Source organism: Flavobacterium pygoscelis (assembly GCF_023162025.1).
Lineage (GTDB): Bacteria > Bacteroidota > Bacteroidia > Flavobacteriales > Flavobacteriaceae > Flavobacterium > Flavobacterium pygoscelis.
Map to the genome: position 1 here is coordinate 1 of NZ_JALNUB010000003.1, position 23,219 is coordinate 23,219.

General features: G+C 32.3%; 26 protein-coding genes and 3 tRNA genes. 16 read left to right on the forward strand and 13 right to left on the reverse strand.

The annotated features are described in order from the left end of the window. Positions 1 to 55: 55 nt before the first annotated feature. From rpmI to MW871_RS04435, 5 genes are all read left to right on the forward strand, one after another. A complete protein-coding gene (gene rpmI, locus MW871_RS04415; protein ID WP_022827375.1) occupies positions 56 to 253 on the forward strand; it encodes a 50S ribosomal protein L35 in 198 nt (65 codons plus the stop codon). Positions 254 to 427: 174 nt separating this feature from the next. After that, complete coding sequence (gene rplT, locus MW871_RS04420) at positions 428 to 772, forward strand: 50S ribosomal protein L20 (RefSeq protein ID WP_121365987.1); 345 nt, start codon at positions 428 to 430, stop codon at positions 770 to 772. Positions 773 to 935: 163 nt separating this feature from the next. Next, positions 936 to 1,442, forward strand: coding sequence for a Crp/Fnr family transcriptional regulator (locus MW871_RS04425; protein ID WP_248427700.1), 507 nt, complete (start codon positions 936 to 938; stop codon positions 1,440 to 1,442). A 79-nt stretch (positions 1,443 to 1,521) separates the two neighbouring features. Next, a complete protein-coding gene (locus MW871_RS04430; RefSeq protein WP_248428026.1) occupies positions 1,522 to 1,956 on the forward strand; it encodes a carboxymuconolactone decarboxylase family protein in 435 nt (144 codons plus the stop codon). A gap of 409 nt (positions 1,957 to 2,365) precedes the next feature. Continuing rightward, the gene (locus MW871_RS04435; RefSeq protein WP_248427701.1) at positions 2,366 to 3,169 is read left to right on the forward strand and encodes an endonuclease/exonuclease/phosphatase family protein; all 804 of its coding nucleotides are present in this window, start codon (positions 2,366 to 2,368) and stop codon (positions 3,167 to 3,169) included. Between the two features lie 95 nt (positions 3,170 to 3,264). On the opposite strand, the gene MW871_RS04440 is transcribed toward MW871_RS04435, so the two are convergent. From MW871_RS04440 to tgt, 6 genes are all read right to left on the reverse strand, one after another. Further along, positions 3,265 to 4,527, reverse strand: coding sequence for an asparagine synthetase B (locus MW871_RS04440; RefSeq protein ID WP_210645810.1), 1,263 nt, complete (start codon positions 4,525 to 4,527; stop codon positions 3,265 to 3,267). 101 nt (positions 4,528 to 4,628) lie between these two features. Continuing rightward, positions 4,629 to 6,173, reverse strand: a complete 1,545-nt coding sequence (dnaB, locus tag MW871_RS04445; RefSeq protein ID WP_188051211.1) for a replicative DNA helicase — start codon at positions 6,171 to 6,173, stop codon at positions 4,629 to 4,631. 144 nt (positions 6,174 to 6,317) lie between these two features. Beyond that, positions 6,318 to 7,271 (reverse strand): acetyl-CoA carboxylase carboxyltransferase subunit alpha, encoded by a 954-nt coding sequence (locus MW871_RS04450; RefSeq protein WP_210645869.1) that lies wholly within the window; start codon positions 7,269 to 7,271, stop codon positions 6,318 to 6,320. A 114-nt stretch (positions 7,272 to 7,385) separates the two neighbouring features. Beyond that, positions 7,386 to 8,273 carry a DMT family transporter gene (locus tag MW871_RS04455; protein ID WP_188051210.1) on the reverse strand — a complete coding sequence of 296 codons (888 nt, stop codon included), beginning with the start codon at positions 8,271 to 8,273 and terminating at the stop codon, positions 7,386 to 7,388. Continuing rightward, on the reverse strand, positions 8,260 to 9,348 hold the full coding sequence (locus MW871_RS04460) for an LptF/LptG family permease (protein ID WP_210645808.1): 1,089 nt from the start codon (positions 9,346 to 9,348) through the stop codon (positions 8,260 to 8,262). Before MW871_RS04460 ends, MW871_RS04455 begins: the two co-directional genes overlap by 14 nt. A 56-nt stretch (positions 9,349 to 9,404) precedes the next feature. Next, the gene (tgt, locus tag MW871_RS04465; protein ID WP_188051208.1) at positions 9,405 to 10,535 is read right to left on the reverse strand and encodes a tRNA guanosine(34) transglycosylase Tgt; all 1,131 of its coding nucleotides are present in this window, start codon (positions 10,533 to 10,535) and stop codon (positions 9,405 to 9,407) included. Between the two features lie 347 nt (positions 10,536 to 10,882). Between tgt and MW871_RS04470 the strand changes: the two genes are divergently transcribed. Beyond that, positions 10,883 to 11,302: a DoxX family protein gene (locus MW871_RS04470; RefSeq protein WP_210645807.1), complete on the forward strand. Its 420-nt coding sequence runs from the start codon at positions 10,883 to 10,885 to the stop codon at positions 11,300 to 11,302. A 77-nt stretch (positions 11,303 to 11,379) separates the two neighbouring features. Here the strand turns inward: MW871_RS04470 and MW871_RS04475 are convergent, their stop codons facing one another. Then, positions 11,380 to 12,213, reverse strand: coding sequence for an alpha/beta hydrolase (locus tag MW871_RS04475; RefSeq protein ID WP_248427702.1), 834 nt, complete (start codon positions 12,211 to 12,213; stop codon positions 11,380 to 11,382). A gap of 199 nt (positions 12,214 to 12,412) precedes the next feature. Between MW871_RS04475 and MW871_RS04480 the strand changes: the two genes are divergently transcribed. Together MW871_RS04480 and MW871_RS04485 are read left to right on the forward strand one after the other, a co-directional pair. Next, positions 12,413 to 12,739 (forward strand): rhodanese-like domain-containing protein, encoded by a 327-nt coding sequence (locus MW871_RS04480; protein ID WP_248427703.1) that lies wholly within the window; start codon positions 12,413 to 12,415, stop codon positions 12,737 to 12,739. A 6-nt stretch (positions 12,740 to 12,745) separates the two neighbouring features. Continuing rightward, positions 12,746 to 13,066: a rhodanese-like domain-containing protein gene (locus MW871_RS04485; protein WP_248427704.1), complete on the forward strand. Its 321-nt coding sequence runs from the start codon at positions 12,746 to 12,748 to the stop codon at positions 13,064 to 13,066. A gap of 122 nt (positions 13,067 to 13,188) precedes the next feature. Here the strand turns inward: MW871_RS04485 and MW871_RS04490 are convergent, their stop codons facing one another. The 3 genes from MW871_RS04490 to MW871_RS04500 form a co-directional block, all read right to left on the reverse strand. Then, positions 13,189 to 14,277, reverse strand: a complete 1,089-nt coding sequence (locus MW871_RS04490; RefSeq protein ID WP_248427706.1) for an alkene reductase — start codon at positions 14,275 to 14,277, stop codon at positions 13,189 to 13,191. A 40-nt stretch (positions 14,278 to 14,317) separates the two neighbouring features. Beyond that, a complete protein-coding gene (locus MW871_RS04495) occupies positions 14,318 to 14,797 on the reverse strand; it encodes a hypothetical protein (RefSeq protein ID WP_248427707.1) in 480 nt (159 codons plus the stop codon). A 91-nt stretch (positions 14,798 to 14,888) separates the two neighbouring features. Next, entirely contained in the window at positions 14,889 to 15,470 is a 582-nt protein-coding gene (locus MW871_RS04500) for a Crp/Fnr family transcriptional regulator (protein ID WP_248427709.1), read from the reverse strand. Positions 15,471 to 15,622: 152 nt separating this feature from the next. Here MW871_RS04500 and MW871_RS04505 point away from each other — a divergent pair, with 152 nt between their 5' ends. Continuing rightward, positions 15,623 to 16,477 carry a transketolase gene (locus MW871_RS04505; protein WP_210645800.1) on the forward strand — a complete coding sequence of 285 codons (855 nt, stop codon included), beginning with the start codon at positions 15,623 to 15,625 and terminating at the stop codon, positions 16,475 to 16,477. A 118-nt stretch (positions 16,478 to 16,595) separates the two neighbouring features. Continuing rightward, positions 16,596 to 17,549, forward strand: coding sequence for a transketolase family protein (locus MW871_RS04510; RefSeq protein WP_188051200.1), 954 nt, complete (start codon positions 16,596 to 16,598; stop codon positions 17,547 to 17,549). 71 nt (positions 17,550 to 17,620) lie between these two features. Here MW871_RS04510 and bamM read toward each other — a convergent pair whose 3' ends face one another. Continuing rightward, a complete protein-coding gene (bamM, locus tag MW871_RS04515; protein WP_248427710.1) occupies positions 17,621 to 18,631 on the reverse strand; it encodes a BamM family beta-barrel-assembly machinery protein in 1,011 nt (336 codons plus the stop codon). 80 nt (positions 18,632 to 18,711) lie between these two features. Here bamM and MW871_RS04520 point away from each other — a divergent pair, with 80 nt between their 5' ends. After that, positions 18,712 to 19,098, forward strand: a complete 387-nt coding sequence (locus MW871_RS04520; protein ID WP_188051198.1) for an RNA-binding S4 domain-containing protein — start codon at positions 18,712 to 18,714, stop codon at positions 19,096 to 19,098. 44 nt (positions 19,099 to 19,142) lie between these two features. Further along, positions 19,143 to 19,643, forward strand: coding sequence for a phosphoribosyltransferase family protein (locus MW871_RS04525; RefSeq protein WP_188051197.1), 501 nt, complete (start codon positions 19,143 to 19,145; stop codon positions 19,641 to 19,643). Here the strand turns inward: MW871_RS04525 and MW871_RS04530 are convergent. After that, positions 19,635 to 20,153: a shikimate kinase gene (locus MW871_RS04530; RefSeq protein WP_188051196.1), complete on the reverse strand. Its 519-nt coding sequence runs from the start codon at positions 20,151 to 20,153 to the stop codon at positions 19,635 to 19,637. The genes MW871_RS04525 and MW871_RS04530 overlap by 9 nt on opposite strands. Before the next feature lie 128 nt (positions 20,154 to 20,281). On the opposite strand from MW871_RS04530, the gene MW871_RS04535 reads away from it, so the two are divergent. The 4 genes from MW871_RS04535 to MW871_RS04550 all read left to right on the forward strand — a co-directional run bounded on the left by MW871_RS04535 (position 20,282) and on the right by MW871_RS04550 (position 22,120). Beyond that, positions 20,282 to 20,354 (forward strand) — tRNA-Lys (locus tag MW871_RS04535). 37 nt (positions 20,355 to 20,391) lie between these two features. Then, positions 20,392 to 20,464: transfer RNA gene (locus MW871_RS04540), tRNA-Lys, on the forward strand. Positions 20,465 to 20,505: 41 nt separating this feature from the next. Beyond that, a tRNA-Leu gene (locus MW871_RS04545) sits at positions 20,506 to 20,588 on the forward strand. A 191-nt stretch (positions 20,589 to 20,779) separates the two neighbouring features. Then, complete coding sequence (locus MW871_RS04550; RefSeq protein ID WP_248427711.1) at positions 20,780 to 22,120, forward strand: Kelch repeat-containing protein; 1,341 nt, start codon at positions 20,780 to 20,782, stop codon at positions 22,118 to 22,120. A 109-nt stretch (positions 22,121 to 22,229) separates the two neighbouring features. Here MW871_RS04550 and MW871_RS04555 read toward each other — a convergent pair whose 3' ends face one another. Further along, a complete protein-coding gene (locus MW871_RS04555) occupies positions 22,230 to 23,189 on the reverse strand; it encodes an MBL fold metallo-hydrolase (RefSeq protein WP_248427712.1) in 960 nt (319 codons plus the stop codon). Positions 23,190 to 23,219: the final 30 nt, after the last annotated feature.

Genomic DNA, 23,219 nt, shown 5'->3' on the forward strand with positions numbered 1-23,219 from the left:
GGGCTGGGGAGGGGAAAGATAAGTAAGTAAGAATAAATTAAAACACTAGGAAAAAATGCCTAAAATGAAAACCAAATCTAGCGCCAAGAAACGTTTTAAAGTTACTGGTTCTGGAAAGATTAAAAGAAAGCATGCTTTTAAAAGTCACATCTTGACTAAAAAATCTAAAAAACGTAAATTAGCATTGACTCACTCTGCGCTAGTTCACAAAACAGATATGAAAAGTATTAAACAACAATTAAGAATTATCTAATAAGTCTAAAGTTAGAAAGTCTTAAAGTCCAAAGTTAATTACTTTCGACATTTGACTTTTGACATTTGACTAAAGATTTCTTTAGGTTAAAACAATTTAAAATAACCTTGGAGTATGGCCATTAAGTGCTTTTGATTAAATTCAGGCCGCCTGCTACAAAAAAACAATAAAATTATGCCAAGATCGGTAAATTCAGTTGCTAAAAGAGCAAGAAGAAAAAAAATAATGAAGCAAGCCAAAGGTTTCTTTGGTAGACGTAAAAACGTTTGGACAGTTGCTAAGAACGCGGTAGAGAAAGCAATGTGCTACGCTTACCGTGACAGAAAAGTGAATAAAAGAAATTTCCGTGCTTTATGGATTCAACGTATCAACGCTGGAGCTAGATTGGAAGGAATGTCTTATTCTCAATTCATGGGTAAAGTGAAAAAGCATAACATCGAATTGAACCGTAAAGTTCTTGCAGATTTAGCTATGAATCACCCAGAAGCTTTCAAAGCAATACTTAATAAAGTAAAATAAACGTTTTATCAACATAATTTAGATTACTTACTTATATAAAAAACTCATTCGTTACGGCGAATGAGTTTTTTTTTGCTTTACAAAGATTATATTTGTTTTCACGAATAGTTTAATTTCCCACATCCAAAAGTTTATTCCTTTAAATAATGAAGAGGCCGAAATTGTGTTGTCTTATTTTAAAATCGAAAAATTTAAAAAGAAACAACTCTTATTACAAGAAAATCAAATCTGTAATAAACAATATTTCATTGTAAATGGGTGTGTTCGCTTTTACATTAATACTACAAAAGGAACTGAACAAACTACTCAATTTGGAATTGAAAATTGGTGGATAACAGACTATTTAAGTTTTCAATACCTAACGCCTTCCTCTTTTAACATTCAAGCCATTGAGAACATAGAAATACTTTCTATAGAGAGAAATTCATTTGAAGCTTTATTAGAACGATTGCCTAAATTAGAAAAATACTTTAGATTAGTACTTCAAAAATCTTTTGGTGCAGCACAAGTTCGTATTAAATATCTTTTTACGATGTCAGCCGAAGAGCGATTTCATCACATGAATGACTATTTTCCTGAATTTATTCAACGGGTTCCTCAATATATGATCGCTTCCTATTTGGATTTTTCTGCAGAATTTATGAGCAAAATTCGCTCCGGAAAAGTTTGATTTACTTTTCTTGAAGTACTTCAAGTTTTTCGAAAACATATTACCGCAACTTTGTAATGAATTTAAAAACACAGTCATGATGCAAACAAGAGTAAACATTTTACAAACGCAACCAGAAGCTTATAAAGCAATGATGGGATTAGAAAAATATATTGCTTCTACGTCCTTAAGTTCTACTCATAAAGAACTCATTAAAATCAGAGCTTCTCAAATTAACGGCTGTGCTTATTGTATTAATATGCATACTAAAGAGGCTAGAAAAAAAGGAGAAACTGAACAAAGAATTTATCTATTGAACGCTTGGAGGGAGACTGATCTATACACAGCTGAAGAACAAGCAATTCTTGCAATGACTGAAGAGGTGACTTTGATTCAAAATAAGCTATCTAAAGCAACTTATGAACAAGCAAAATCACTTTTTGATGAAAGATACATTGCAGAAATAATCATGATGATTACAACAATTAATGCTTGGAATCGCATAGCAATTCCAACAACAATGCCTCTTGATTAATTTATTCTAAAATCCCAATCGGAAAGGTTGGAATTTAGTTTAAAAACATTTATTTATCGTCCTAAATACATAGATTTTTAATTAACCTTGTATTACAATTCAAAACTGAATTTATTTGAAAAATTTTTATAATAATAATAATAATAATAATAACCACAAGCAATCACAATCCTTATTTCAAAGCAATTGATAATGTAAGGTTACAATACGGTATGTGAATTAAAATAAATTCAAAATCTATAAAACTTATCAAGAAAGCACTCTTATAAAAAAGATAATAAAATAAGGCATTTTCATTTCAAAATACACTTTTTCTTTATTAATATTTCATACTAAAACTTAATAAAATATTTTTTATATATGAAATAATAAACGTTATTTGGTTGCTATTAAAATCCCAACAAAGGATATGAAATTACTCTTTTCAATACTTTTTTTCTTTATTTTCTCCTTTGCTTTCCCCCAAGTCAAACTTCTTTCTTGGAACATTGAAAACCTTGGCAAATCTAAATCAGATTCTACGATAACATTCATTGCTAAAACAATCAAGAACTACGATATCATAGCCATTCAAGAAGTAGTCGCTGGAGTTGGCGGCGCACAAGCAGTTGCAAAACTAGTAGAAAGACTGAATGGAACAGGAGTAAAATGGGATTATACTATTAGTGATCCAACTAGTAGTAGCGCTTATAAAACAGAACGATATGCTTTTATATGGAAAACAAATACTGTAAAGAAAATTGGCAAAGCATGGCTGGAACAAAAATACCATTTAGAGATTGATCGAGAACCTTACTACTGCACATTTCAATATCAAAATAAACAATTTACAGTAGTTAACTTTCATGCCATTACAAAAAACAGACAACCAGAAACCGAAATTAAATATTTTAAATTTCTACCTAATGAATATCCTGAATTGAACTTAATTTTTGTGGGTGATTTTAATTGTCCTCAATCCCATACTGTTTTCAATCCTTTGAAAAAAATGGGATACAAATCTATTTTAGTAGGCCAAAAAACTTCGTTGAAAAAAGAATGTAAAAGTGATATTTGTTTGGCTTCAGAATTTGATAATATGTATTTTAATGTTGCCCAAATTAAGCACCTTAATTCTGGAGTAATTCATTTTTACAAAAACTTCAACTCGCTTAATGAATCCCGAAAAATATCGGATCATATTCCTATTTGGTTTGAATTTTTATTAAATTAAAACTCTATTTAAAAATAGAATTGAGAATCTTAAAAAGTCAGTATAAATTATTTTACTAAAAAGGAATCATATACTCCAATGAATAGTAAAAAAAACTAAGTTTTCATTTTTTTCTTTCTTGCTGCTGGGAACAATACATTATTAAGAATTAAGCGGTAACCAGGTGAATTAGCATGTAAATCTAGTACAGTAGGCGGATCACCCACTTGATGTTGAAAATCTTCAGGATCATGTCCGCCGTAAAAAGTAAACATTCCTTTCCCTTTTTGACCGTGAATGTAGCGAGCTTCACCATTTAATTCGCAACTTCCCATCACCAAGACATTTGATTTTATAAGTTCCGAATCAAAAGCAGTTGTTTGTCCCATAAAACCTTTAACAAGTTGGGTATGATTCTGACAAAGCATACTAGGAATAGGATCCCATTTTGCAGAAAATTCCATGAGTGTAAAATAATCTTTCTCCATCGGAATTTTTCTTTTTGTAGTCATATCTATATCTGAAAATTCATATATTTCAGGTCTTCTTTCTAAAGTAAAATCTTTGAAAGCGAAAGAATTATTATAATTTATCTTCGATTGATAATTGCCTTCGCTTGCATCACCATCAAACATAGCCTCACAAATATCAAGACCATCTGCTGCCAAGGCGATATCAAAACTATCTGTTGCGGAGCACATGGCAAACATGAATCCGCCACCAATGACAAAATCTCTAATTTTTTTGGCAACAGCTCCTTTTTCTTGCGACACTTTAGGATAGCCTAATTTAATAGCAAGTGCTTCAGATTCTTTCTTTTGATCAATATACCAAGGTACATTTTTGTAAGCCCCATAAAACTTCCCGTACTGTCCTGTAAAATCTTCATGATGCAAATGCAACCAATCGTAAAGTAAAAGTTGATCACTTAAAACTTCTTCATCATATATAGCTGTAAAAGGAATTTCGGCATAAGTTAATACAAGAGTAACGGCATCATCCCAAGGTTTCTTTCCCTTAGGTGTATAAACAGCAATCTTGGGTGCTTTTTCTAAAAGAACAGATTCCATATTTTGAGAAGGACTCGCTATTTGGTTTAAAATACTTACTTGTTCTGCATCAGAAATAATTTCAAAACTTACTCCTCTAATTTGGCATTCTTTTCGAATTTCTGGCGCATCCGGTAGTAAGAAAGAACCGCCTCTATAATTGAGTAACCAACTCGCTTTGTAGTTCTTGTCGAGACACCAAAATGTAATTCCATACGCTTTTAAATGATTTTGTTGCGTAGTCTCATCCATTGGTACCAGAATAAAGGAACCTCTAACCGAAAAGGAAAGAAAAAGTATAAAAACCCATAGTGACTTTGTGAAAGACATTGCTATATTTTTATTTCAAAGATAAACGAATTTACGGGACTACATAAATAAAAAAACCGCCCCTTAAATCTAAGAGGCGGTTTTTTTAATAGGTTTAGCGGTTAAAACGGAACGTCACTGTCGTCATCCAAATCATTAAAATTACTACCAAATGCCTCATTAGCTGACGGTAAATTTTTTGTAATAAAAGGATTGTCATCTTGGTTCATACTCGAAGGCAAATCATCATAACCACCGCTATGATCTTCTAAATTGTCAAATTTACCAAGGTGTCCAATAAACTTTAATCGAACATTTTCTATACTACCATTACGGTGTTTTGCTATCATTATTTCGGCTTGTCCAGCAGTAGGTGATGCTTCATCATCATCCCATTCGTCAATTTTATAATATTCTGGACGGTATAAAAACGATACAATATCAGCATCTTGCTCAATCGCTCCAGATTCACGTAAATCAGACAGCAAAGGTCTTTTACTTGATCCACGGGTTTCTACAGCACGAGACAATTGCGAAAGTGCAATTACAGGAACATTTAACTCCTTTGCTAATGCTTTTAAGTTTCTGGAAATGGTAGAAATCTCTTGCTCTCTATTTCCTCCACCTTTTCCGTTTCCTCCAGCAGTCATCAATTGCAAATAATCAACAATAATAATACGGATTCCATGTTGCGAAACTAAACGTCTGGCTTTTGCTCTTAAATCGAAAATCGAAAGCGACGGTGTGTCATCAATAAAAAGAGGTGCTTTTTCTAAATTCTTTACTTTGGTACTTAATTGTTCCCATTCATGTTTCTCTAATTTTCCTGTACGCAATTTCTCGGATGACAAACCTGTTTCGGATGAAATTAAACGAGTAATCAATTGTACTGAAGCCATCTCTAAAGAGAATAAGGCAACAGGCATTCCGAAATCTATAGCCATATTTCTAGCCATAGATAATACAAAAGCTGTTTTTCCCATTGCAGGTCTCGCTGCAATAATAATTAAATCACTTGGCTGCCAACCCGAAGTAATCTTGTCTAATTTATCAAAACCAGTAGCTACACCACTTAATCCTTCTTGGCCAGCAATTTCTTCAATACGTTTTTTGGCCTGTAAGACTAAACTCTGAGCAGTCTCAGAACTTCTTTTTATATTTCCTTGAGTAACTTCATATAATTTTGATTCTGCACGGTCTAATAAATCAAAAACATCGGTTGTTTCGTCATAAGAATCTTCGATAATTTCAGTTGAAATTCGAATCAAACTTCGTTGAATGAATTTTTGAAGTATAATTCTAGAGTGAAATTCGATGTGTGCCGATGAAGATATCTTTTGAGTTAACTGAATTAGATAAAAATCGCCTCCTGCTAATTCTAATTTAGCATTTTTTTTAAGTTGTGCAGAAACGGTTAATAAGTCAATAGGCTGTGTTTCTGTAAAGAGCTGAACAATAGCCTCAAAAATATGCTTGTGCGCTTCCTTGTAAAAAGCATCAGGTTGCAAAATGTCTATTACATCATCAACCCCTTTTTTATCAATCATCATCGCACCCAACACAGCTTCTTCTAAATCAAGAACTTGCGGCTGTAATTTGCCTTTTTCAAGACTAATTATAGTAGTTTTATCAACCTTGACAGGACTAATATTTCTAAAGTTTTCCATAAAGCGAAAGTAACAAAAATTAAAAAAAGATAACGTTTGAGTTGTTACAAATACATGTTCATAACTAACTATTTTTTGTTTATAACCCAAAAAAAATCCGCCTCATTAGTAAACGAGACGGATTATATATGCTACTAAATTATTTTACTCCCTGTAAACACCCATTTCGCAGTATTTTTCCATTCGCTTCTCAATCAGTTTCTCTGTTGATAAGTCTTTCAGTTCATTATATCCTTTCATGATATATTGCTCTACCGTTTTAAAAGCAGTCTCTCTATCGTAATGAGCACCACCTAATGGCTCAGGAATAATATCATCTACTAATTTTTGTCTTTTCATATCAGCAGAAGTTAATTTCAAAGCTTCCGCAGCTTGTTCTTTATATTCCCAACTTTTCCATAGAATAGAAGAACATGATTCTGGAGAAATAACAGAATACCAAGTGTTTTCCATCATGTAAACCTTATCTCCTACACCGATCCCTAAAGCTCCACCAGAAGCTCCTTCACCCACTATAACAGTGATAATAGGCACTTTTAAGCGAACCATTTCGAAAATATTTCTAGCAATAGCTTCCCCTTGTCCTCTTTCTTCCGCTTCTAATCCTGGATACGCACCTGGAGTATCTATCAAAGTTAGGACCGGAATTCCAAATTTTTCCGCCATTTTCATCAATCGCAATGCTTTTCTATATCCTTCTGGATTTGCCATCCCAAAGTTACGAAACTGACGCGTTTTAGTATTGAATCCTTTTTGTTGTCCAACAATCATAAATGATTGTCCATCAATTTTTCCTAAACCACCAATCATGGCTTTATCATCCTTAAAACCTCTGTCTCCAAAAAGTTCTAAAAAAGTATCGCCACATAAAGCGCGTACATGATCCATTGTGTAAGGACGACTAGGATGCCTTGAAAGTTGAACACGTTGCCAAGCAGTCAAGTTTTTATATATACTTCTTTTAGTCTCTTCTAGTTTTTTGTTGATTTGTTTGCAAGTATTCGTTACATCAACATCTGATTCTTGTCCAATAACTAGACATTTATCTAACTGCTCTTCTAATTCTTTTATAGGAAGCTCAAAATCTAAATATTCCATAGGATTTTTGCGTTTTTGTTTTATTTGGATTGGCAAATATAAAATTTTAAATCGTTCAAAATGGCTATTTGTCTATTTATGTGTAAAAAATCAATAGTTTAAAGTTGTGATATCTTACTTTAATTTTTTCTTTTGATACTGTTTAATCACCCCGTTTAATATTACAGTTAGTACAATTATTAAGGCACCGATGTAAAACTCAAAACTCATTTTTTCTTTTCCGCCAAGAATAAAATAAGCTAAAATGATTCCGTAAACTGGCTCTAAATTAGTTGTTAGCATAACGGTGTACGGCGTTAATTTTTGCATTACTTTGACAGATGCAGTAAAAGCATAGGCTGTACAAATGGAGGCTAAAATCAAAATTAAAATCCAATTATTTGTGGTCAGAATAAAGAAATCTAAACTGAATTTTTGTTGGAACAAAAAGTAAATAGAGATAAAAAAAGCACCTGCCAAAAATTCATAAAAAGAAATTACCGAGGGTTCGTGATCTGCTATTAATTTTCCGTTCATCAAAGTGAATAAAACTCCTAATATTATTGCAGCCAATGCATATAACATACCTGCTAAATAATTTATTTCTACTTTCATAATTAATGCCAAACCAGCAATAATTATCAATCCAAAGAAAACTTCATACCACAACACTTTTCTTCCATAAAAAAGAGGTTCTAATATGGATGCAAAAAAAGCACCTAATGAAAAAACAGAAAGTGTTATAGAAACATTAGATACATGAATAGCTTTGAAAAAAAAGATCCAATGCAGTGCAATTAGCAAGCCTACAAAAATTAATTTAAGGAATGATTTTAGTGGAATTTTAAATGATTTTTTTTTATAAACAAGAAAAAATCCTAGAAATACAGCTGCAAAAATCATACGATACCATACTAAAGCATCTGCTGTAATGGTGATTAATGCACCTAATATTGCGGTAAAACCCCAAATAAAAACAATTAGATGGAGATTTAAATAACTTTTTAAATTATCGTTTTGCATTTCGTAATAAATAAAGGGCTAATATTCCAAAGGCAATATTGGGCAACCAAACTGCTAAAAGTGGCGGAATACTAGACTTTTCAGCCAGTACTCCAAAAATCTTATCAAAGAAAACAAAGGCAAAAGCTAAAGCTATTCCTATTGCTAAATTGGTTCCCATACCTCCTCTTCTTTTCATTGAGGATACTGCAACTGCTATAATTGTAAGGATAAATGCAGATACTGGAACACTGTATTTTTTATACAAAACAACTAAATAGACGTTGATATTTGAAGAACCTCGTTCTCTTTCTTTCTTGATAAAAGCATTCAATTTGCCTAAACTTAAAGTTTCTGCTATATAAACTACTGGTGTTAAATCTTCTAAATCAAAACTGAAATTAGCTTTTTTCTCCGGTAATTTTTCAATTACGTCATTCAATTCTCCAACGGTCCTTTTTGAATAATCATACATCGTGTAATTTTTCTCTTTAGGATTCCATTGTATTCTGCTTGCAGTTATTTTATGAACTAATTTTTCGTTTTTAAATTTTTCTAATGAGAAGTTAAAAGCCGTTTTAGAATCTGTATTAAAACTATTCACATAGATAAATTCGTCGTTGCTTATTTGTCGGTATATATCGGTATTATCTCCCCGCATGGATTCCTTTCCACCACCTCTTAAATACGTATATCTAAAATTATTAAATCCCTCACTAGCGGCAGGAACGACAAAAAATCCCATCAATAAAACAAAAACAGAAACTATCGAAGCCCCCATTATATAAGGTCTTAAAAATCGGGTAAAAGAAATCCCCGAACTTAAGATGGCTATAATCTCTGTGTCATTTGCTAATTTTGAAGTAAACCAAATAACGGATAAAAATAAAAAAATTGGAAAAAGTGAACTAGCAAAATAAACTGTAAAATTGTAATAATATATTGCAATATCTAATATTGGAACTTTGTTCTCCAGTATTTTATTGATTTTCTCTGATACGTCAACAACAATTCCAATAGGGATAAACAACAATAACATCACTGTAAAAGTGGCTAAATATCTTTTTAAAATGTATTTATCTATTATTGTTAGCATATTTCTATTTGATAATTATTTTTTTTTCGTTAATCCTAAATCATTAGGTTAAAGATTTACAACCTTTGACTCATGTTTTTAACCATCATTTCTTTCCAAGGTTTAAAATCACCTGCTAAGATATGTTTTCTCGCTTCGCGAACCAACCACATATAAAAGCCTAAATTATGTATGGTAGCAATTTGTTTTCCTAAATATTCATTAGCAGCAAACAAGTGACGTAAATATGCTTTAGTATATTCGGTATCCACGAAAGTGATTCCCATTTCATCAACTGGAGAAAAATCTGCCTCCCATTTTTTGTTTTTAATGTTGATCGTTCCGTTTGCCGTAAAAAGCATTCCGTTTCTAGCGTTACGAGTAGGCATCACACAGTCAAACATATCAACACCCAATGCAATATTTTCAAGAATATTAATTGGAGTTCCTACACCCATTAAATAACGAGGTTTGTCTTCTGGCAAAATTTCACAAACGACTTCGGTCATTGCATACATTTCCTCTGCTGGCTCTCCAACTGAAAGTCCACCAATAGCGTTTCCTACTTGATTGCTATTAGCTATATATTCTGCTGATTGACGACGCAAATCTTTGTAAGTGCTTCCTTGAACAATAGGAAAAAAAGCTTGATCGTAGCCGTATTTCACAGGAACTTTATCCAAGTGATTGATACAACGGTCCAACCAACGGTGTGTCATGTGCATAGAACGTTGCGCATAACGATAATCACAAGGGTAAGGCGTGCATTCATCAAAAGCCATGATAATATCTGCTCCTATAGTACGTTGAATTTCCATAACATTCTCCGGAGTAAAAAAGTGATAGGAACCGTCAATATGCGATTTAAACTTCACTCCTTCTTCCTTAATTTTTCGGTTGGCCGATAGAGAATATACTTGGTAACCACCAGAATCGGTCAAAATATTGCGATCCCAGTTCATGAATTTATGCAATCCTCCGGCTTTTTCTAAAATTTCAGTTTTAGGACGTAAATACAAGTGGTATGTATTTCCTAAAATTATATCTGGATTTATATCTTCTTTTAATTCTCTTTGATGCACTCCTTTAACAGAAGCAACAGTACCAACTGGCATAAAAATTGGCGTTTCAATAACCCCGTGATCAGTAGTAATAGTTCCCGCTCTAGCTTTCGATAATGGGTCTTTTTTTAATAAATCAAAATTCATCTATCTCTCTTATTATTTCTTATGTTTAGATTGAAATAGTTAATAATACCTTATTTTCATTAGGTATATTCTCTACTCTTATCCTAAATTCTTTTTTTCCCGACCTTTCGGGAGCGCAAAGATAGGTTAATTAGACAATTGGGAAATTAGATAACAGAAAATTTAATCAAGAATTGGGATTTACTTTTAAAATAAGATTCTGAACTATCATTTTACACTTATTTTAAGTGCTTTTGACAACCTTCTTTCTTTTTTTTTGAATAAAACAGTCGAAAAGGAATTTTCAAAAAAATAATCAATGTAAAAATAACTTATGTTTGCGTATCTACTAACCTAAAATTCATGTCATGATAAAAAAACTGCTCTCACCAAATGTTTGGTCTACAAATGCAACCGACTTTGCTTCCCTCCTTCTGAGAATTTCTTTAGGTTTATTAATGTTAAGCCACGGCATTCCTAAATTGATGAATTTAATGAATGGAGATATGCAATTTGGCGATCCAATAGGAATAGGAATTCCTGCATCATTGACTTTGACTGTTTTTGCAGAAGTTTTTTGCTCTTTACTACTCCTTTTTGGATTATGGACAAGATTAGCATTAATTCCATTAATTTTCACAATGATTGTAGCGGTATTTATTGTTCACATCAATGATGATTTAGGAACAAAAGAACCAGCATTTATGTACTTATTTGGTTACTGCGCACTATTTTTGTTAGGAAGTGGCAAATATGCAATTGATAGTCTCTTGAACAGAAAAAGATAAATTAAGCTATTAAAAATATAAAATTCTAGTTTATAAAACCTTAAAAGCATTGGTTAACAAGTGTTTTTAAGGTTTTATTAATTGTGCTGTTTTATAAACGAAATAATTTCATCAAAGCGATCAGAATAAGGGTTAAAATATTGCAAAACCATTGGTACATGTTTCTTATTCAGATGTATGGGTGAAACATCCGGCTGAAAAAGTGTTAAAGCTTTTACAAAACGACTATTAGCAATTTTAATAGAATTGTACGTTTTATCTCCCACGTAAATTAAAAATGGTGGGGAATTTTTGTCTAGAAAATAAATAGGAGAAGCATCTTTCCATTTTATAGGATCGGAGGTCCAAGTAGCGATATAATCGTCTTTTGTAGTTGGAGGATTTCCTTCTAAATAGTTTTTCATATCTAATCCTGCTGCATCGTTGAGGATAATTCCGGAAATACTTTTAGAATCTATTCCATATTTTGGATTCATAACAGCCAAAGCACCTAGATGACCACCGGCAGAATGCCCAGTAATATAGAGCTGGTTTGGGTTTCCATTGTATTCTGAAATATTCTTTTGAACCCATTTTATAACCTCCGCTATTTGAGTGGTCATACCATCATAACTAGCTGCTGGACTTAAGGTATAATCTGGAATTACTGTAATTATGTCTTTACTAGCAAAGTTTCTACCTAGCAAATCATATGTTCCTTTCCTCCCGCTATTCCAATTTCCGCCATGTATGAAAATTAAAACAGGAAGTGGCTTTGCGTTCGCCTTTCGAGGAACAAAAATATTCATTTTTGGTATTGCATTGTTTTCGTCTGAAGATTGCAAATAGGAAATATTTGCATTTTTTTTCGAACTACAATTTACTAAAAGAAAAGCGCTAAATAAAATGATGATAGCTATAGAAAAACGCATATATTTTTTTTTACGAATATACCATTAAAAAATAGTCTATTAAAACTCTCCTCTTATAAGCTTTGAAAAATAAATGAATAAAACATTTTTTTAATGCGATATAAGTCAGCTAAAACAAACTAAAATATAATTTTTGTTATGTAACAAAAGTTACTCAACATCACTCTATCATGTATTACTTTTGTAGTATTAAAATAGAATGGCTGGATTTTATAAAATTAACTTACAAAAAGAAAAAATAATGACAATCGAAAATTTAATTAAAGAAAAAGCAGGCACTATTGTGGATGTGCGCACGCATGAAGAATTTATGGGTGGTCATGTAGTAGATTCTATCAATATCCCCTTAGGAGAAATTCAAGAAAGAATGGAAGAATTAGAAAATCTTAAAGCACCATTAATCCTTTGCTGTGCTTCAGGAAATAGAAGCGGGCAAGCACAACACTTTCTTTCTCAAAAAGGAATTGATTGCTACAACGGTGGCTCTTGGTTAGATGTTAATTATTATCAATCACAAATAAGCTAAAATATCATGATTAATGCTATAAAAAAAATATTGGGATTTGGACCAAGTGTAAACTATAATGAATTAATAAAAGCTGGTGCTATTATTCTAGACGTTCGTAGCAAAGGGGAATATTCTGGAGGTCATATAAATGGATCAATAAATATATCTGTAGATACTCTAAAGAATAATTTGGCAAAATTAAAAGATAAAAACCAAACTATTATTACGTGTTGTGCTTCAGGAATGCGAAGTGCCTCCGCAAAAAGTATCTTGAAATCAAATGGCTACACCTCTGTTTATAATGGTGGCGGATGGAACAGTTTGAATAATAAAATTGGAAGATAAATAAATCACATTACTTTATTATATAATTAAATTGCCTATTTGGTTTATAAATAAGCCCGCAAAATGCGGGCTTATTTATGAATTATAATTATCTCTAAAATAAATATTACTTTTATTAATTATTACATAGTAGGATAATCTGTATATCCCTTTTCTGTCGGCGTATAAAAAGTATTTTGATCCGGTGTACTTAACGGAGCATCGTTTTCAAAACGAGCGACTAAGTCTGGATTAGCTATGAACGGAACTCCATAAGCAACAAGATCAGCATATCCTTCTTCAAGAACTTTACTACCTGTTTCTTTTGTAAAACCTTTATTAATAATTAAGGTCCCGTTATAAAAAGGTCTGAAATGTTTTGCGACTTCAGTGACTGCATAAGGAACGTCTTCTACAGGTGTAAATGGTTCCGTCAAATGAACGTAAGCTAAGCCGTAATCGTTCAAACGATTCACAATATATTCGTGTGTTGGAATAGTATCTTTATCCAACATCATTCCTTGCGCATTGTGTAAGCTAGGATTGAGTCGAACTCCAACTTTAGAATAGTCGATAACACCTTTAAATGCATCTAAAATATCAAATAAAATTCGGGCTTTATTTTCCATCGAACCACCATAATTATCTGTACGATGATTAGAATATCCGTTAAAAAACTGATGCAATAAATATCCGTTTGCAGCATGTAATTCTACACCATCAAAACCTGCACTCATAGCATTTTTAGCACCATTTGCAAAATCTAAAACAGTTTGCTTAATATCTTCAATCGTCATTTCTTTTGGCACAACGGTATCTACAAAACCATCGTTTGTATATGCTTTTGCAAATGGATTAATAGCAGAAGGAGCATGTGGTAATTCGCCATCATGCAAATCTGGATGTGATAACCTTCCGGTATGCCAAAGTTGAGCAAATATTTTTCCTCCTTTATCATGTACCGCTTTGGTAACTAATTTCCAGCCTTCAGTTTGTGCTTCGCTATAGATTCCAGGTACATTAATAAAGCCAACCGCTTTGGTGCTTACAAAAGTTCCTTCGGTTATAATTAATCCCGCTGTTGCTCTTTGTTCGTAATATTTTGCAGTAAGTGCGGTAGCAACGTTTCCTTCATTATTAGAACGACTTCGAGTCATTGGCGCCATTACTATTCGATTATTCAAAACGATATTCCCTAACGTGTAAGGTTGAAATAAAATTGATTTGCTCATGTTTTTTTTAATTAAAAATTAATGATTTATATGTTTTTTTTTAGCAATTAGCGCTAAGAAAAGCCATAACAGACTGAATGTTTTCATCATCCTTATCCTTTAGAAAGAAATTGTCGTAATTATCTGATTTTACCGCAATTGAGAATACTTTAGAGAAAGGAAATAAATTTCTTATCTTGGCTTGATCCATATCGACTGCTAAATCCATATTTTGAGACCATAAAATTAGTATGACTTTACCAGTTGTCACTTTCTTAATTTTTTGGATCAACTCCTCTTCATAAAAAAAAGAGTCCGAAAATAAAATAACATCTGCTTCCCAACTCGCATCGATAGGACAATTTACTATTTCTATAGTACTGTTAGGATTTTCTGAATGCATTTTTAAATAGACTTCATTTAACAAAATAGCATCAGTATCAAAAAGTAGTACGGTGTGATACTGCGCAATTTTTGTTGCTAATAAAATAATATTAGCTTTTGAAAGTCCTATTACTGCAACTGTTTTTCTTTGTGGCATCGACTGCAATTTACAGTACAAATTTAGGACTGTTGCAGTATACTTTACGTTGATCTAACACAAGAAATTCTATTGATTTAAGTCAAGAAAATTACAATCGATTGCTAATTTTTTTTCTTACCCGACTCAATGTTTCTGGTTTTAACCCAAGATAAGAAGCAATCATGTGTTGCGGAACTCTTTTAATTATTCCAGGATAAGCGATTCCTAATTTAATGTATTTTTCTTCGGCAGTTTCAGTTAATGCCGAGTTTATTCTTGCTTGATTAGCGATATAGGCATTTTGCAGCAACAAACGTTGGTATCTTTCAAACATTGGGATTTTCTCCATTAACGCTTCTCTTGCTTCGGTAGTAAATAAAAGCAGTTCACAGTCCTCAAGCGCTTCGATAGTATAAATAGAATTCGTATTCGTTAAAAAACTAGATAAATCTGTAATCCACCAACCTTCAATAGCAAACTGAACAATATGTTCGTTTCCTTTTTCATCTATAAAAAAGGAGCGCATAATTCCTTTTTCTACAAACGCATTGTAAATACAGATATCACCTTCTTGCAATAAAGTTTGTTTTTTACGCAACTTCTTAGGGATGAAAAAAGTTTTACAAACCTCCATTTCGTCCTGCGTCAACGTAACTTTTTCCTGAATACTTTTGAATAATTGTTCAAACATAGCGGCAAGATAGTAAATACTCTAGAGCCTTATCAAAATATTAATATCAAAAAAAGCAAAACCTTTAATAACTATTCATAAATCTAAAAATGGAAATATCCATAAATCAAAATATCTGATTATCTTTGTCAAGTCTAATTTTTAACACACAAATGAAACCGAACACACAACAATTAAACGATTTAACTATCCAAGTACGAAGAGATATTCTTCGAATGGTACACGCAGTCAACTCAGGTCACCCAGGTGGTTCACTAGGCTGTACTGAATTTCTTGTAACCTTATATCAAAATATAATGGAGCGCAAGGAAGGTTTTGAAATGGATGGTATTGGAGAAGATCTTTTCTTTCTTTCAAACGGGCACATATCTCCTGTATTTTACAGTGTTTTAGCAAGAAGCGGATATTTTCCAGTTTCTGAATTAGCCACTTTTCGTTTGATCAATTCAAGATTACAAGGTCACCCAACTACTCATGACGGTTTACCAGGAATAAGAATGGCTTCTGGTTCTCTTGGACAAGGATTGTCAGTTTCTATTGGAGCTGCACAAGCTAAAAAACTAAATGGTGACAACCATATCATTTACACGCTACTTGGTGATGGTGAATTACAAGAAGGTCAAAACTGGGAAGCAATAATGTATGCTTCTGCAAAAAAAGTAGACAATCTAATCGCTACAATTGATTTAAACGGAAAACAAATTGACGGTCCTACTGACGAAGTTTTAGCCATGGGAAGTATCAGAGCTAAATTTGAAGCTTTTGACTGGGATGTTTTAGAAATTAAAAAAGGAAACGATATAGAGGCTATTATTGCTGGTTTGAACGATGCAAAATCAAGAACTGGAAAAGGAAAACCAGTTTGTATTTTATTGCATACTGAAATGGGTAATGGAGTAGATTTTATGATGAATACTCATGCTTGGCATGGTAAAGCACCCAATGATACACAACTAGAAATTGCTTTAGCTCAAAACTATAATGTTGGAGGCAATTCAGATTATTAGAATCCCCTTTTAGCCTTCTGCTACGGCGAGAGGAATAAAAAAAAATTACTTAAAAATATAAAACCCTATTTACCCTAAATAGGAATCCCCTGCCACGGTGGGGTTTAAGGGAGGAAAAATGAAAAAATATACAAATACAGGAAGTAAAGATACGCGTTCAGGTTTTGGCGCGGGAATGACAGAATTAGGTCAGAAAAACGAAAATGTGGTAGCACTTTGTGCCGATTTAATTGGATCATTAAAATTTGATGATTTCAAGAAAAATCATCCAGAGCGTTTTTTCCAAATTGGAATTGCAGAAGCAAATATGATTGGAATTGCTGCAGGATTAACCATTGGAGGTAAAATTCCATTTACTGGAACTTTCGCTAACTTTTCTACAGGAAGAGTCTATGACCAAATTCGTCAATCAATAGCCTATTCAGAAAAAAATGTGAAAATTTGTGCGTCACACGCAGGATTAACATTAGGAGAAGATGGTGCAACTCATCAAATTCTTGAAGATATCGGATTAATGAAAATGTTACCAGGAATGACTGTAATCAATACTTGCGATTACAATCAAACCAAAGCAGCAACGCTTGCACTTGCAGATCATCATGGTCCAGCCTACTTGCGTTTTGGACGTCCTGTAGTACCTAATTTCATGCCATCAGACGAACCTTTTGTAATTGGAAAAGCAATTGTTTTAACAGAAGGAACAGATGTAACTATTGTTGCAACAGGTCATTTAGTTTGGGAAGCATTAATTGCAGCTGAAGCATTAGAAGTACAAGGAATTTCTGCTGAAGTAATTAATATTCACACCATTAAACCATTAGATGAAGAAGCAATTCTAAAATCATTAGCTAAAACAAAATGTATTGTTACAGCTGAAGAGCACAACATTCTTGGTGGTCTTGGCGAAAGCATCTCTAGAGTATTAGCATTAAACGACCCAGCTCCACAAGAGTTTGTTGCTGTAAATGATAGTTTTGGAGAATCTGGAACACCAGAACAATTAATGGAAAAATATAAATTGAACAATCAAGCAATTGTTGAAGCTGTAGAAAAAGTAATGAAAAGAAAATAATTTTTTCATCTTAAAACAAAAAAAATCCAGTTCTTACGAACTGGATTTTTTGTTTACTATTACCTTATTAATTAATTACATTTTATCAAATGTCTTTTTATTCTTGCTGGATCAGTTGCCTTTCCATCACAACCAGGAATTAAATTAAAAGGATATAATTTACCAGAAGGATCTGTTATCTCTTTGCGAGTACTAATTCCGTCGCCATCATCATCGGTATCTAAAAAGTCAGGTATTCCATCTTTATCAGAATCATCAGGATTTATAGCACCATCAGGTAATTCTGCTTTAGTCCACATATAACCATCCCCATCTAAGTCTTCCTGAAAAGACATAATCCCGTCAGGTATAGGAACAGCAACTTGGCCAATATTTTGATATTCATGATCCAAACGCTGCATTCCTAAAAGTTTAAAACTAAATACTAACGGAGAATAAGCTGGAATACTAGCATTTGCTGAATTATAATAAGCCAAACCAGAAGGTATAAACATTACCCCTGCACCAAAATCAGAATATGTGACAGTACCATCATCTTTAAGGGCACTATTACCTGTTTTAAATTGTGGAAAAACTTCTTTCCAACCTCTAATGTAACCAAATAAATTAGCTCGTTGTGGTTCGTATATAAATTCTTCAAATTTAGTTGACGTTTGATTTGTAACACCATTTACGACATCATTCCCTAAATATTCTCCTCTATAAGTGGTAAATACCTCATCCACATTTGTTGGAGATTCGCCAACACCCTCTCTTAAAACTAAGTAATACAGCTTATACACGATATTATGTAATTTCACTTCGCGATTAAGTAATTTAGGAAAAGAGGCATTATCTTTATACGACCATATAGAAGGTTGTGCACCTCCTGCTGGGATCTTTTTTATTGTTACGTCTTGATCTACTGTAACCTCTATATAATTCTCTTTTAAATATTTCTCAATATCATTTAGTTCAGTCGCATACTGCTTTGCATAATCTCGAGGAGGTATTATTTCAGGATTACTATTATTATCCTTAGAACATGAAAATAAAGACACGGTTGTAATTAATAAAATAAAATAATACTTAAATTTGTTCATTATAGCTAATTTTTTTAAGTGCGCAAGATACAATATTGATTGATTTTTGTAAACTATTTAACTCGGATTTTAGAAAATTTATGAGAATAGATAAATATTTATGGTGTGTTCGGTACTACAAGACCAGAAACATGGTAACTGAAGCTTGCAAAAAGAATCATGTAACCGTAAATGGACTCGTCGCCAAACCATCAAAAGAAGTGTTTCCTACGGACAAAATTACTTTTAGAAAGGATCAAATCACACAAATTATCACCGTATTGGATATTCCTGAAAATCGTCTAGGAGCAAAACTAGTAGATATGTATAGAAGAAATGATACACCTCCAGAAGTTTATCAGCATTTAGAGCTTCTTAAATTATCGAAAGAACATTATCGTAAAAATGGAACTGGTAGACCAACAAAAAAAGACCGAAGAGATATAGACGAATTTGGAAATGAAATTATTACCGAGGAAGAAGATTAAGTCTAAGTTCTAATTTTAAAAAAAAACATCAAAGAAAAAATATAATGAGCAAAAATATTATTTTAACACACCAGGAAATAGAACATAAAATAAGAAGAATTGCCTACCAAATTTACGAAACCTTTGTAGATGAAGAAGAAATTGTTATTGCAGGAATTGCGAGTAACGGTTATATATTTGCAAAAAAGATAGCCACAGCTTTAGAAGCCATTTCTCCTATAAAAGTTTCAATATGCAAAGTGCAAATTAATAAGCAAAACCCACAATTGCCTATTGAAACCTCCTTAACACAACAAGAATATGCCAATAAAGGACTAATACTAGTTGATGATGTACTCAACTCAGGAACCACCTTAATATATGCAGTAAGACACTTTATAGACGTTCCTTTAAAGAAATTTAAAACTGCCGTTTTAGTAGATAGAAATCACAAAAAATATCCTGTAAAGGCAGATTTTAAAGGAATATCTTTATCAACTTCATTATTAGAACACGTACAAGTAGTATTTGACGAAGACGGTAGTAGTCACGCTTACTTAAGCTAACACACACATTACATCAAGCACAACCTGATCAATGGTTTTATTATCTACAACGACCTTATAATTTGCTTGATTGTAGTAAAAACTTCTTTCAAAGAGATGCATTGCAATAAACTCCTTCATTTCCACATCACTTTTGTTGGCGATAAGGGGTCTTTTGCTTTTATTAGAAGAAAGTCTATCATATAATGTATCGATTGAAGCCTTCAAATAAATAGAAACCACACCCTCTCCTATTAATAGTGTATGATTATTTGCATAACACGGTGTTCCTCCACCCAGACCTATTATAATTTCTTCGGGCGAATGCAATAACTCCACAAATAATTGATGTTCTAATTTTCTAAAATAAATTTCTCCGTGCTTCTCAAAGATTGTATTTATAGAAAGATTTGCTTTTTTCTCAATATATTCATCTAAATCAATAAATGCGATTCCGCTATCTTTAGACAATTTCTTGGCAATAGTCGACTTTCCGCAGCCCATATACCCTAATAATATAATTTTTCTCATGCAATAAAACCCTAAAAACTAAGACGTTAAAAATTAATGTAAAAAAAAGTCAAATTTATGATAAAAATCCTTGGAAAACTTCAAATAAAGTCCTTATATTTGCACCCGCATTCAAGCAAAGATTATATGACTCGATAGCTCAGTTGGTAGAGCACATCACTTTTAATGATGGGGTCCTGGGTTCGAGCCCCAGTCGGGTCACAATTAAGTGATCAACACATATTTTCTTGAATGCATTGACTCGATAGCTCAGTTGGTAGAGCACATCACTTTTAATGATGGGGTCCTGGGTTCGAGCCCCAGTCGGGTCACAAAAGGTTGTTCGCTATGCGAATGACCTTTTTTATTTTTCGGCCACGTGGAGAAACGGTAGACTTGCCAGCTTGAGGGGCTGGTGCTCGCAAGGGCGTGTGGGTTCAAATCCCACCGTGGTCACGAATAATTTAAAATGCTCTTAAAAAATCAAGTTTACTTGAATTATTTTAAGAGCATTTCTTGTTTTAAAAAACACATTATTATGGAATATTTAGGGGATCATAAAGAAAACCTGTAGAGATCCCAAAATTAAAACTACATTAGACAAAGAAATAGAACTTTTCTCAAATGCAAAACTTAAAGCTTAACCATTGAAAAAATTACTTTTATTATTTATATTTTCAACTTTTTCTTTATTCGCACAACACAAAGGAATCATACTAGATCAAGAAAATAATTTACCTGTAGAAGGGGTTAGTGTTTACTTTAATAAATCCTCTCCTCTAGAAATTAGTGATAAAAATGGAAATTATAATTTAATAACTCCTTCTGGTAATCACAAAAAAGACACCGTTTACTTTTCTCATATTGGATACAAAACCCAAGCAATCGTATTCAATAAATTAAAAGAAAACAATTTTACTCTTTTTCTAGCTACGGATGTGGAAAAAATGAATGAACTGATCGTTTATAGCCACAAGGTTTTACATCCACAAATTCATTTCACAAAATTAAAACCACTTAAGAATAAAATTAGTTCGTTTGGTTCTTTATTATTAAATGATAAAATTTATATAATTGGTGGTGACGGCTCCTTTCAAACAGATGCCTGGAAAAAAGTAAAATCTGAAAAACCAGATTTTACAATAGATGATTATTTGAATGAGCTAAAGTATCAATTCTCTAATAATATATACAAAGATAATTTACTCATTTATGATATTAAAAGAGACAATTGGGAAATCCCTGATCTAAAATTTCACAAAAGAGCGTATCATAATTTAAATTATTATGACAATAAAATTTATGTTTTGGGAGGAAAAAGAGTCTCTACCAACGGTAAATTTGAATATTTAGAAAACACCATTGAAGTTTTTGACACCAGCAATAATACAATTACTCTCGACAAAGCCAATCCGCACCAAGCCGTTAATTTTGTTTCCTTTACCTATACCAATAATATTATTGTGATGGGAGGTTCTACAAAATCAAATGATGATAAACAGAAAGTATATTCCAACAAAATACATTCTTACGACTTAAAAACAGGATATTGGTATGAGATTGGCACTATGCCAACAGCAAAAGAAACAAGTGGAGTACTGATAGGAGACAAAATATACTTAGTAGGAGGTTATAAAAACAAACCGCTAACAGAAATTGAAACCTATGATTTGATCACCGGAAAATGGGAAAAAGAAGGCGATTTATTTTATGGAATTCAGAATCCAGCACTTACTTTTTATGAGGACACAATTTTTATCTACGAAAATGGTAAAATAAGTACTTACGATATCAAAACTAAGGTATTAAAAGAATTTTTAATTAACTTACCACTAAAAGGGTCTACTTTACATTATGCAGAGGACAACTTGTATTTATTAGGAGGATTTATAGAAAACGATTACTCGACCTATCCTTCGGACGAATTTGTAAAAATTGCAATTAGTGAATTTGCAAACACTAAAGTGAATAGATCTAAAAGATTATAAATTCATTTTTCAGGAAAGACAATAACACAAAAGCAATAGAATAGAAGTCAATAAGTGAAGAAAATTATTTAAAATAATTCATTAGCACAAAAAATTACATCGAAATCTTTTACAATTTAAATTGTTTTCCTTGTTCTGGAAAAATGATCTTCAATCCTAAATCATTTTGTTTTTTTATTTGTTCTTTAATTTTTAAGATGTTTTTTGATGGCGGTTTTAAGTGAGTAATAATGATTTTAAACCCTTTCAAACTGCCTTTTCCTGATAATTCTTCCAGTTTATGCAATTCATTCATTAAATAATTAGGAGTCAAATGACCGAATAAAAATTGATCTGGTTGTTCATTTGGGAAAGAAACTTCGATAAACATTCCTTTCAATTGTTTGCTCTTAACCAAAGATGCAATTGCCATCCATAAATTACTCAGATTATCACTTTTTTCAATTACATCGGGTCCAGTGTCTCCCAAATACAATGCATAACTATCTGCATTTTTAATTAAAAAAGCAGTACTTTCAAAAGGATTAACGTGACTTAAAGGAAATGCTTTTACTGTCATACTAGTATTTGTTATTGGTATTTCTTTACCAATATCTAAAGTTTGAAAATGATACATTTTTAATGGTTTTCCTGGACCATCATCTCCAAAATTGATCCATGTTTCATCATTAAAATAATGATTTTGCATCATTTTCATGCACCTATTTGTAGCGTAAACTGTTTTTGAAGAGTCTGCAGCCGAATTAATAATCAAACCAGAAACATGATCTAAATGCGCATGAGAAATAAAGTATCCTTTTATATATTTCCTTAAAACTTGACTCGAGGAAACTTTAAAAACGTTATTTTTAATTGCTTTTTCGATTCCAGAGTGTAATGTTCCCGCATCCAGACTGATGTAATCGTTCGTGTTTTCTGGAGCAATTAAATAAGCCGATAAATTTTTCTCATCTATTCCTCCTTTAACTCCAAGAGGAACTACTTTGAAAGATGCATGCTGTGTTTTCTGAGAAAACCCATTTAAGGAAATTAATAATAAGCACAGCAAAAAACGTTTAAAAACAGTCATGTTTGTATCTTTATATTTTTACAAATTTCA

Excerpts from the sequence above, each read along its gene's own strand:
- rpmI (WP_022827375.1), top strand. The coding sequence starts at position 56 with ATGCCTAAAATGAAAACCAAATCTAGCGCCAAGAAACGTTTTAAAGTT.
- rplT (WP_121365987.1), top strand. The coding sequence starts at position 428 with ATGCCAAGATCGGTAAATTCAGTTGCTAAAAGAGCAAGAAGAAAAAAA.
- MW871_RS04430 (WP_248428026.1), top strand. The coding sequence starts at position 1,522 with ATGCAAACAAGAGTAAACATTTTACAAACGCAACCAGAAGCTTATAAA.
- MW871_RS04435 (WP_248427701.1), top strand. The coding sequence starts at position 2,366 with ATGAAATTACTCTTTTCAATACTTTTTTTCTTTATTTTCTCCTTTGCT.
- MW871_RS04440 (WP_210645810.1), bottom strand. The coding sequence starts at position 4,527 with ATGTCTTTCACAAAGTCACTATGGGTTTTTATACTTTTTCTTTCCTTT.
- dnaB (WP_188051211.1), bottom strand. The coding sequence starts at position 6,173 with ATGGAAAACTTTAGAAATATTAGTCCTGTCAAGGTTGATAAAACTACT.
- MW871_RS04450 (WP_210645869.1), bottom strand. The coding sequence starts at position 7,271 with ATGGAATATTTAGATTTTGAGCTTCCTATAAAAGAATTAGAAGAGCAG.
- MW871_RS04455 (WP_188051210.1), bottom strand. The coding sequence starts at position 8,273 with ATGCAAAACGATAATTTAAAAAGTTATTTAAATCTCCATCTAATTGTT.
- MW871_RS04460 (WP_210645808.1), bottom strand. The coding sequence starts at position 9,348 with ATGCTAACAATAATAGATAAATACATTTTAAAAAGATATTTAGCCACT.
- tgt (WP_188051208.1), bottom strand. The coding sequence starts at position 10,535 with ATGAATTTTGATTTATTAAAAAAAGACCCATTATCGAAAGCTAGAGCG.
- MW871_RS04470 (WP_210645807.1), top strand. The coding sequence starts at position 10,883 with ATGATAAAAAAACTGCTCTCACCAAATGTTTGGTCTACAAATGCAACC.
- MW871_RS04475 (WP_248427702.1), bottom strand. The coding sequence starts at position 12,213 with ATGCGTTTTTCTATAGCTATCATCATTTTATTTAGCGCTTTTCTTTTA.
- MW871_RS04480 (WP_248427703.1), top strand. The coding sequence starts at position 12,413 with ATGGCTGGATTTTATAAAATTAACTTACAAAAAGAAAAAATAATGACA.
- MW871_RS04485 (WP_248427704.1), top strand. The coding sequence starts at position 12,746 with ATGATTAATGCTATAAAAAAAATATTGGGATTTGGACCAAGTGTAAAC.
- MW871_RS04490 (WP_248427706.1), bottom strand. The coding sequence starts at position 14,277 with ATGAGCAAATCAATTTTATTTCAACCTTACACGTTAGGGAATATCGTT.
- MW871_RS04495 (WP_248427707.1), bottom strand. The coding sequence starts at position 14,797 with ATGCCACAAAGAAAAACAGTTGCAGTAATAGGACTTTCAAAAGCTAAT.
- MW871_RS04500 (WP_248427709.1), bottom strand. The coding sequence starts at position 15,470 with ATGTTTGAACAATTATTCAAAAGTATTCAGGAAAAAGTTACGTTGACG.
- MW871_RS04505 (WP_210645800.1), top strand. The coding sequence starts at position 15,623 with ATGAAACCGAACACACAACAATTAAACGATTTAACTATCCAAGTACGA.
- MW871_RS04510 (WP_188051200.1), top strand. The coding sequence starts at position 16,596 with ATGAAAAAATATACAAATACAGGAAGTAAAGATACGCGTTCAGGTTTT.
- bamM (WP_248427710.1), bottom strand. The coding sequence starts at position 18,631 with ATGAACAAATTTAAGTATTATTTTATTTTATTAATTACAACCGTGTCT.
- MW871_RS04520 (WP_188051198.1), top strand. The coding sequence starts at position 18,712 with ATGAGAATAGATAAATATTTATGGTGTGTTCGGTACTACAAGACCAGA.
- MW871_RS04525 (WP_188051197.1), top strand. The coding sequence starts at position 19,143 with ATGAGCAAAAATATTATTTTAACACACCAGGAAATAGAACATAAAATA.
- MW871_RS04530 (WP_188051196.1), bottom strand. The coding sequence starts at position 20,153 with ATGAGAAAAATTATATTATTAGGGTATATGGGCTGCGGAAAGTCGACT.
- MW871_RS04555 (WP_248427712.1), bottom strand. The coding sequence starts at position 23,189 with ATGACTGTTTTTAAACGTTTTTTGCTGTGCTTATTATTAATTTCCTTA.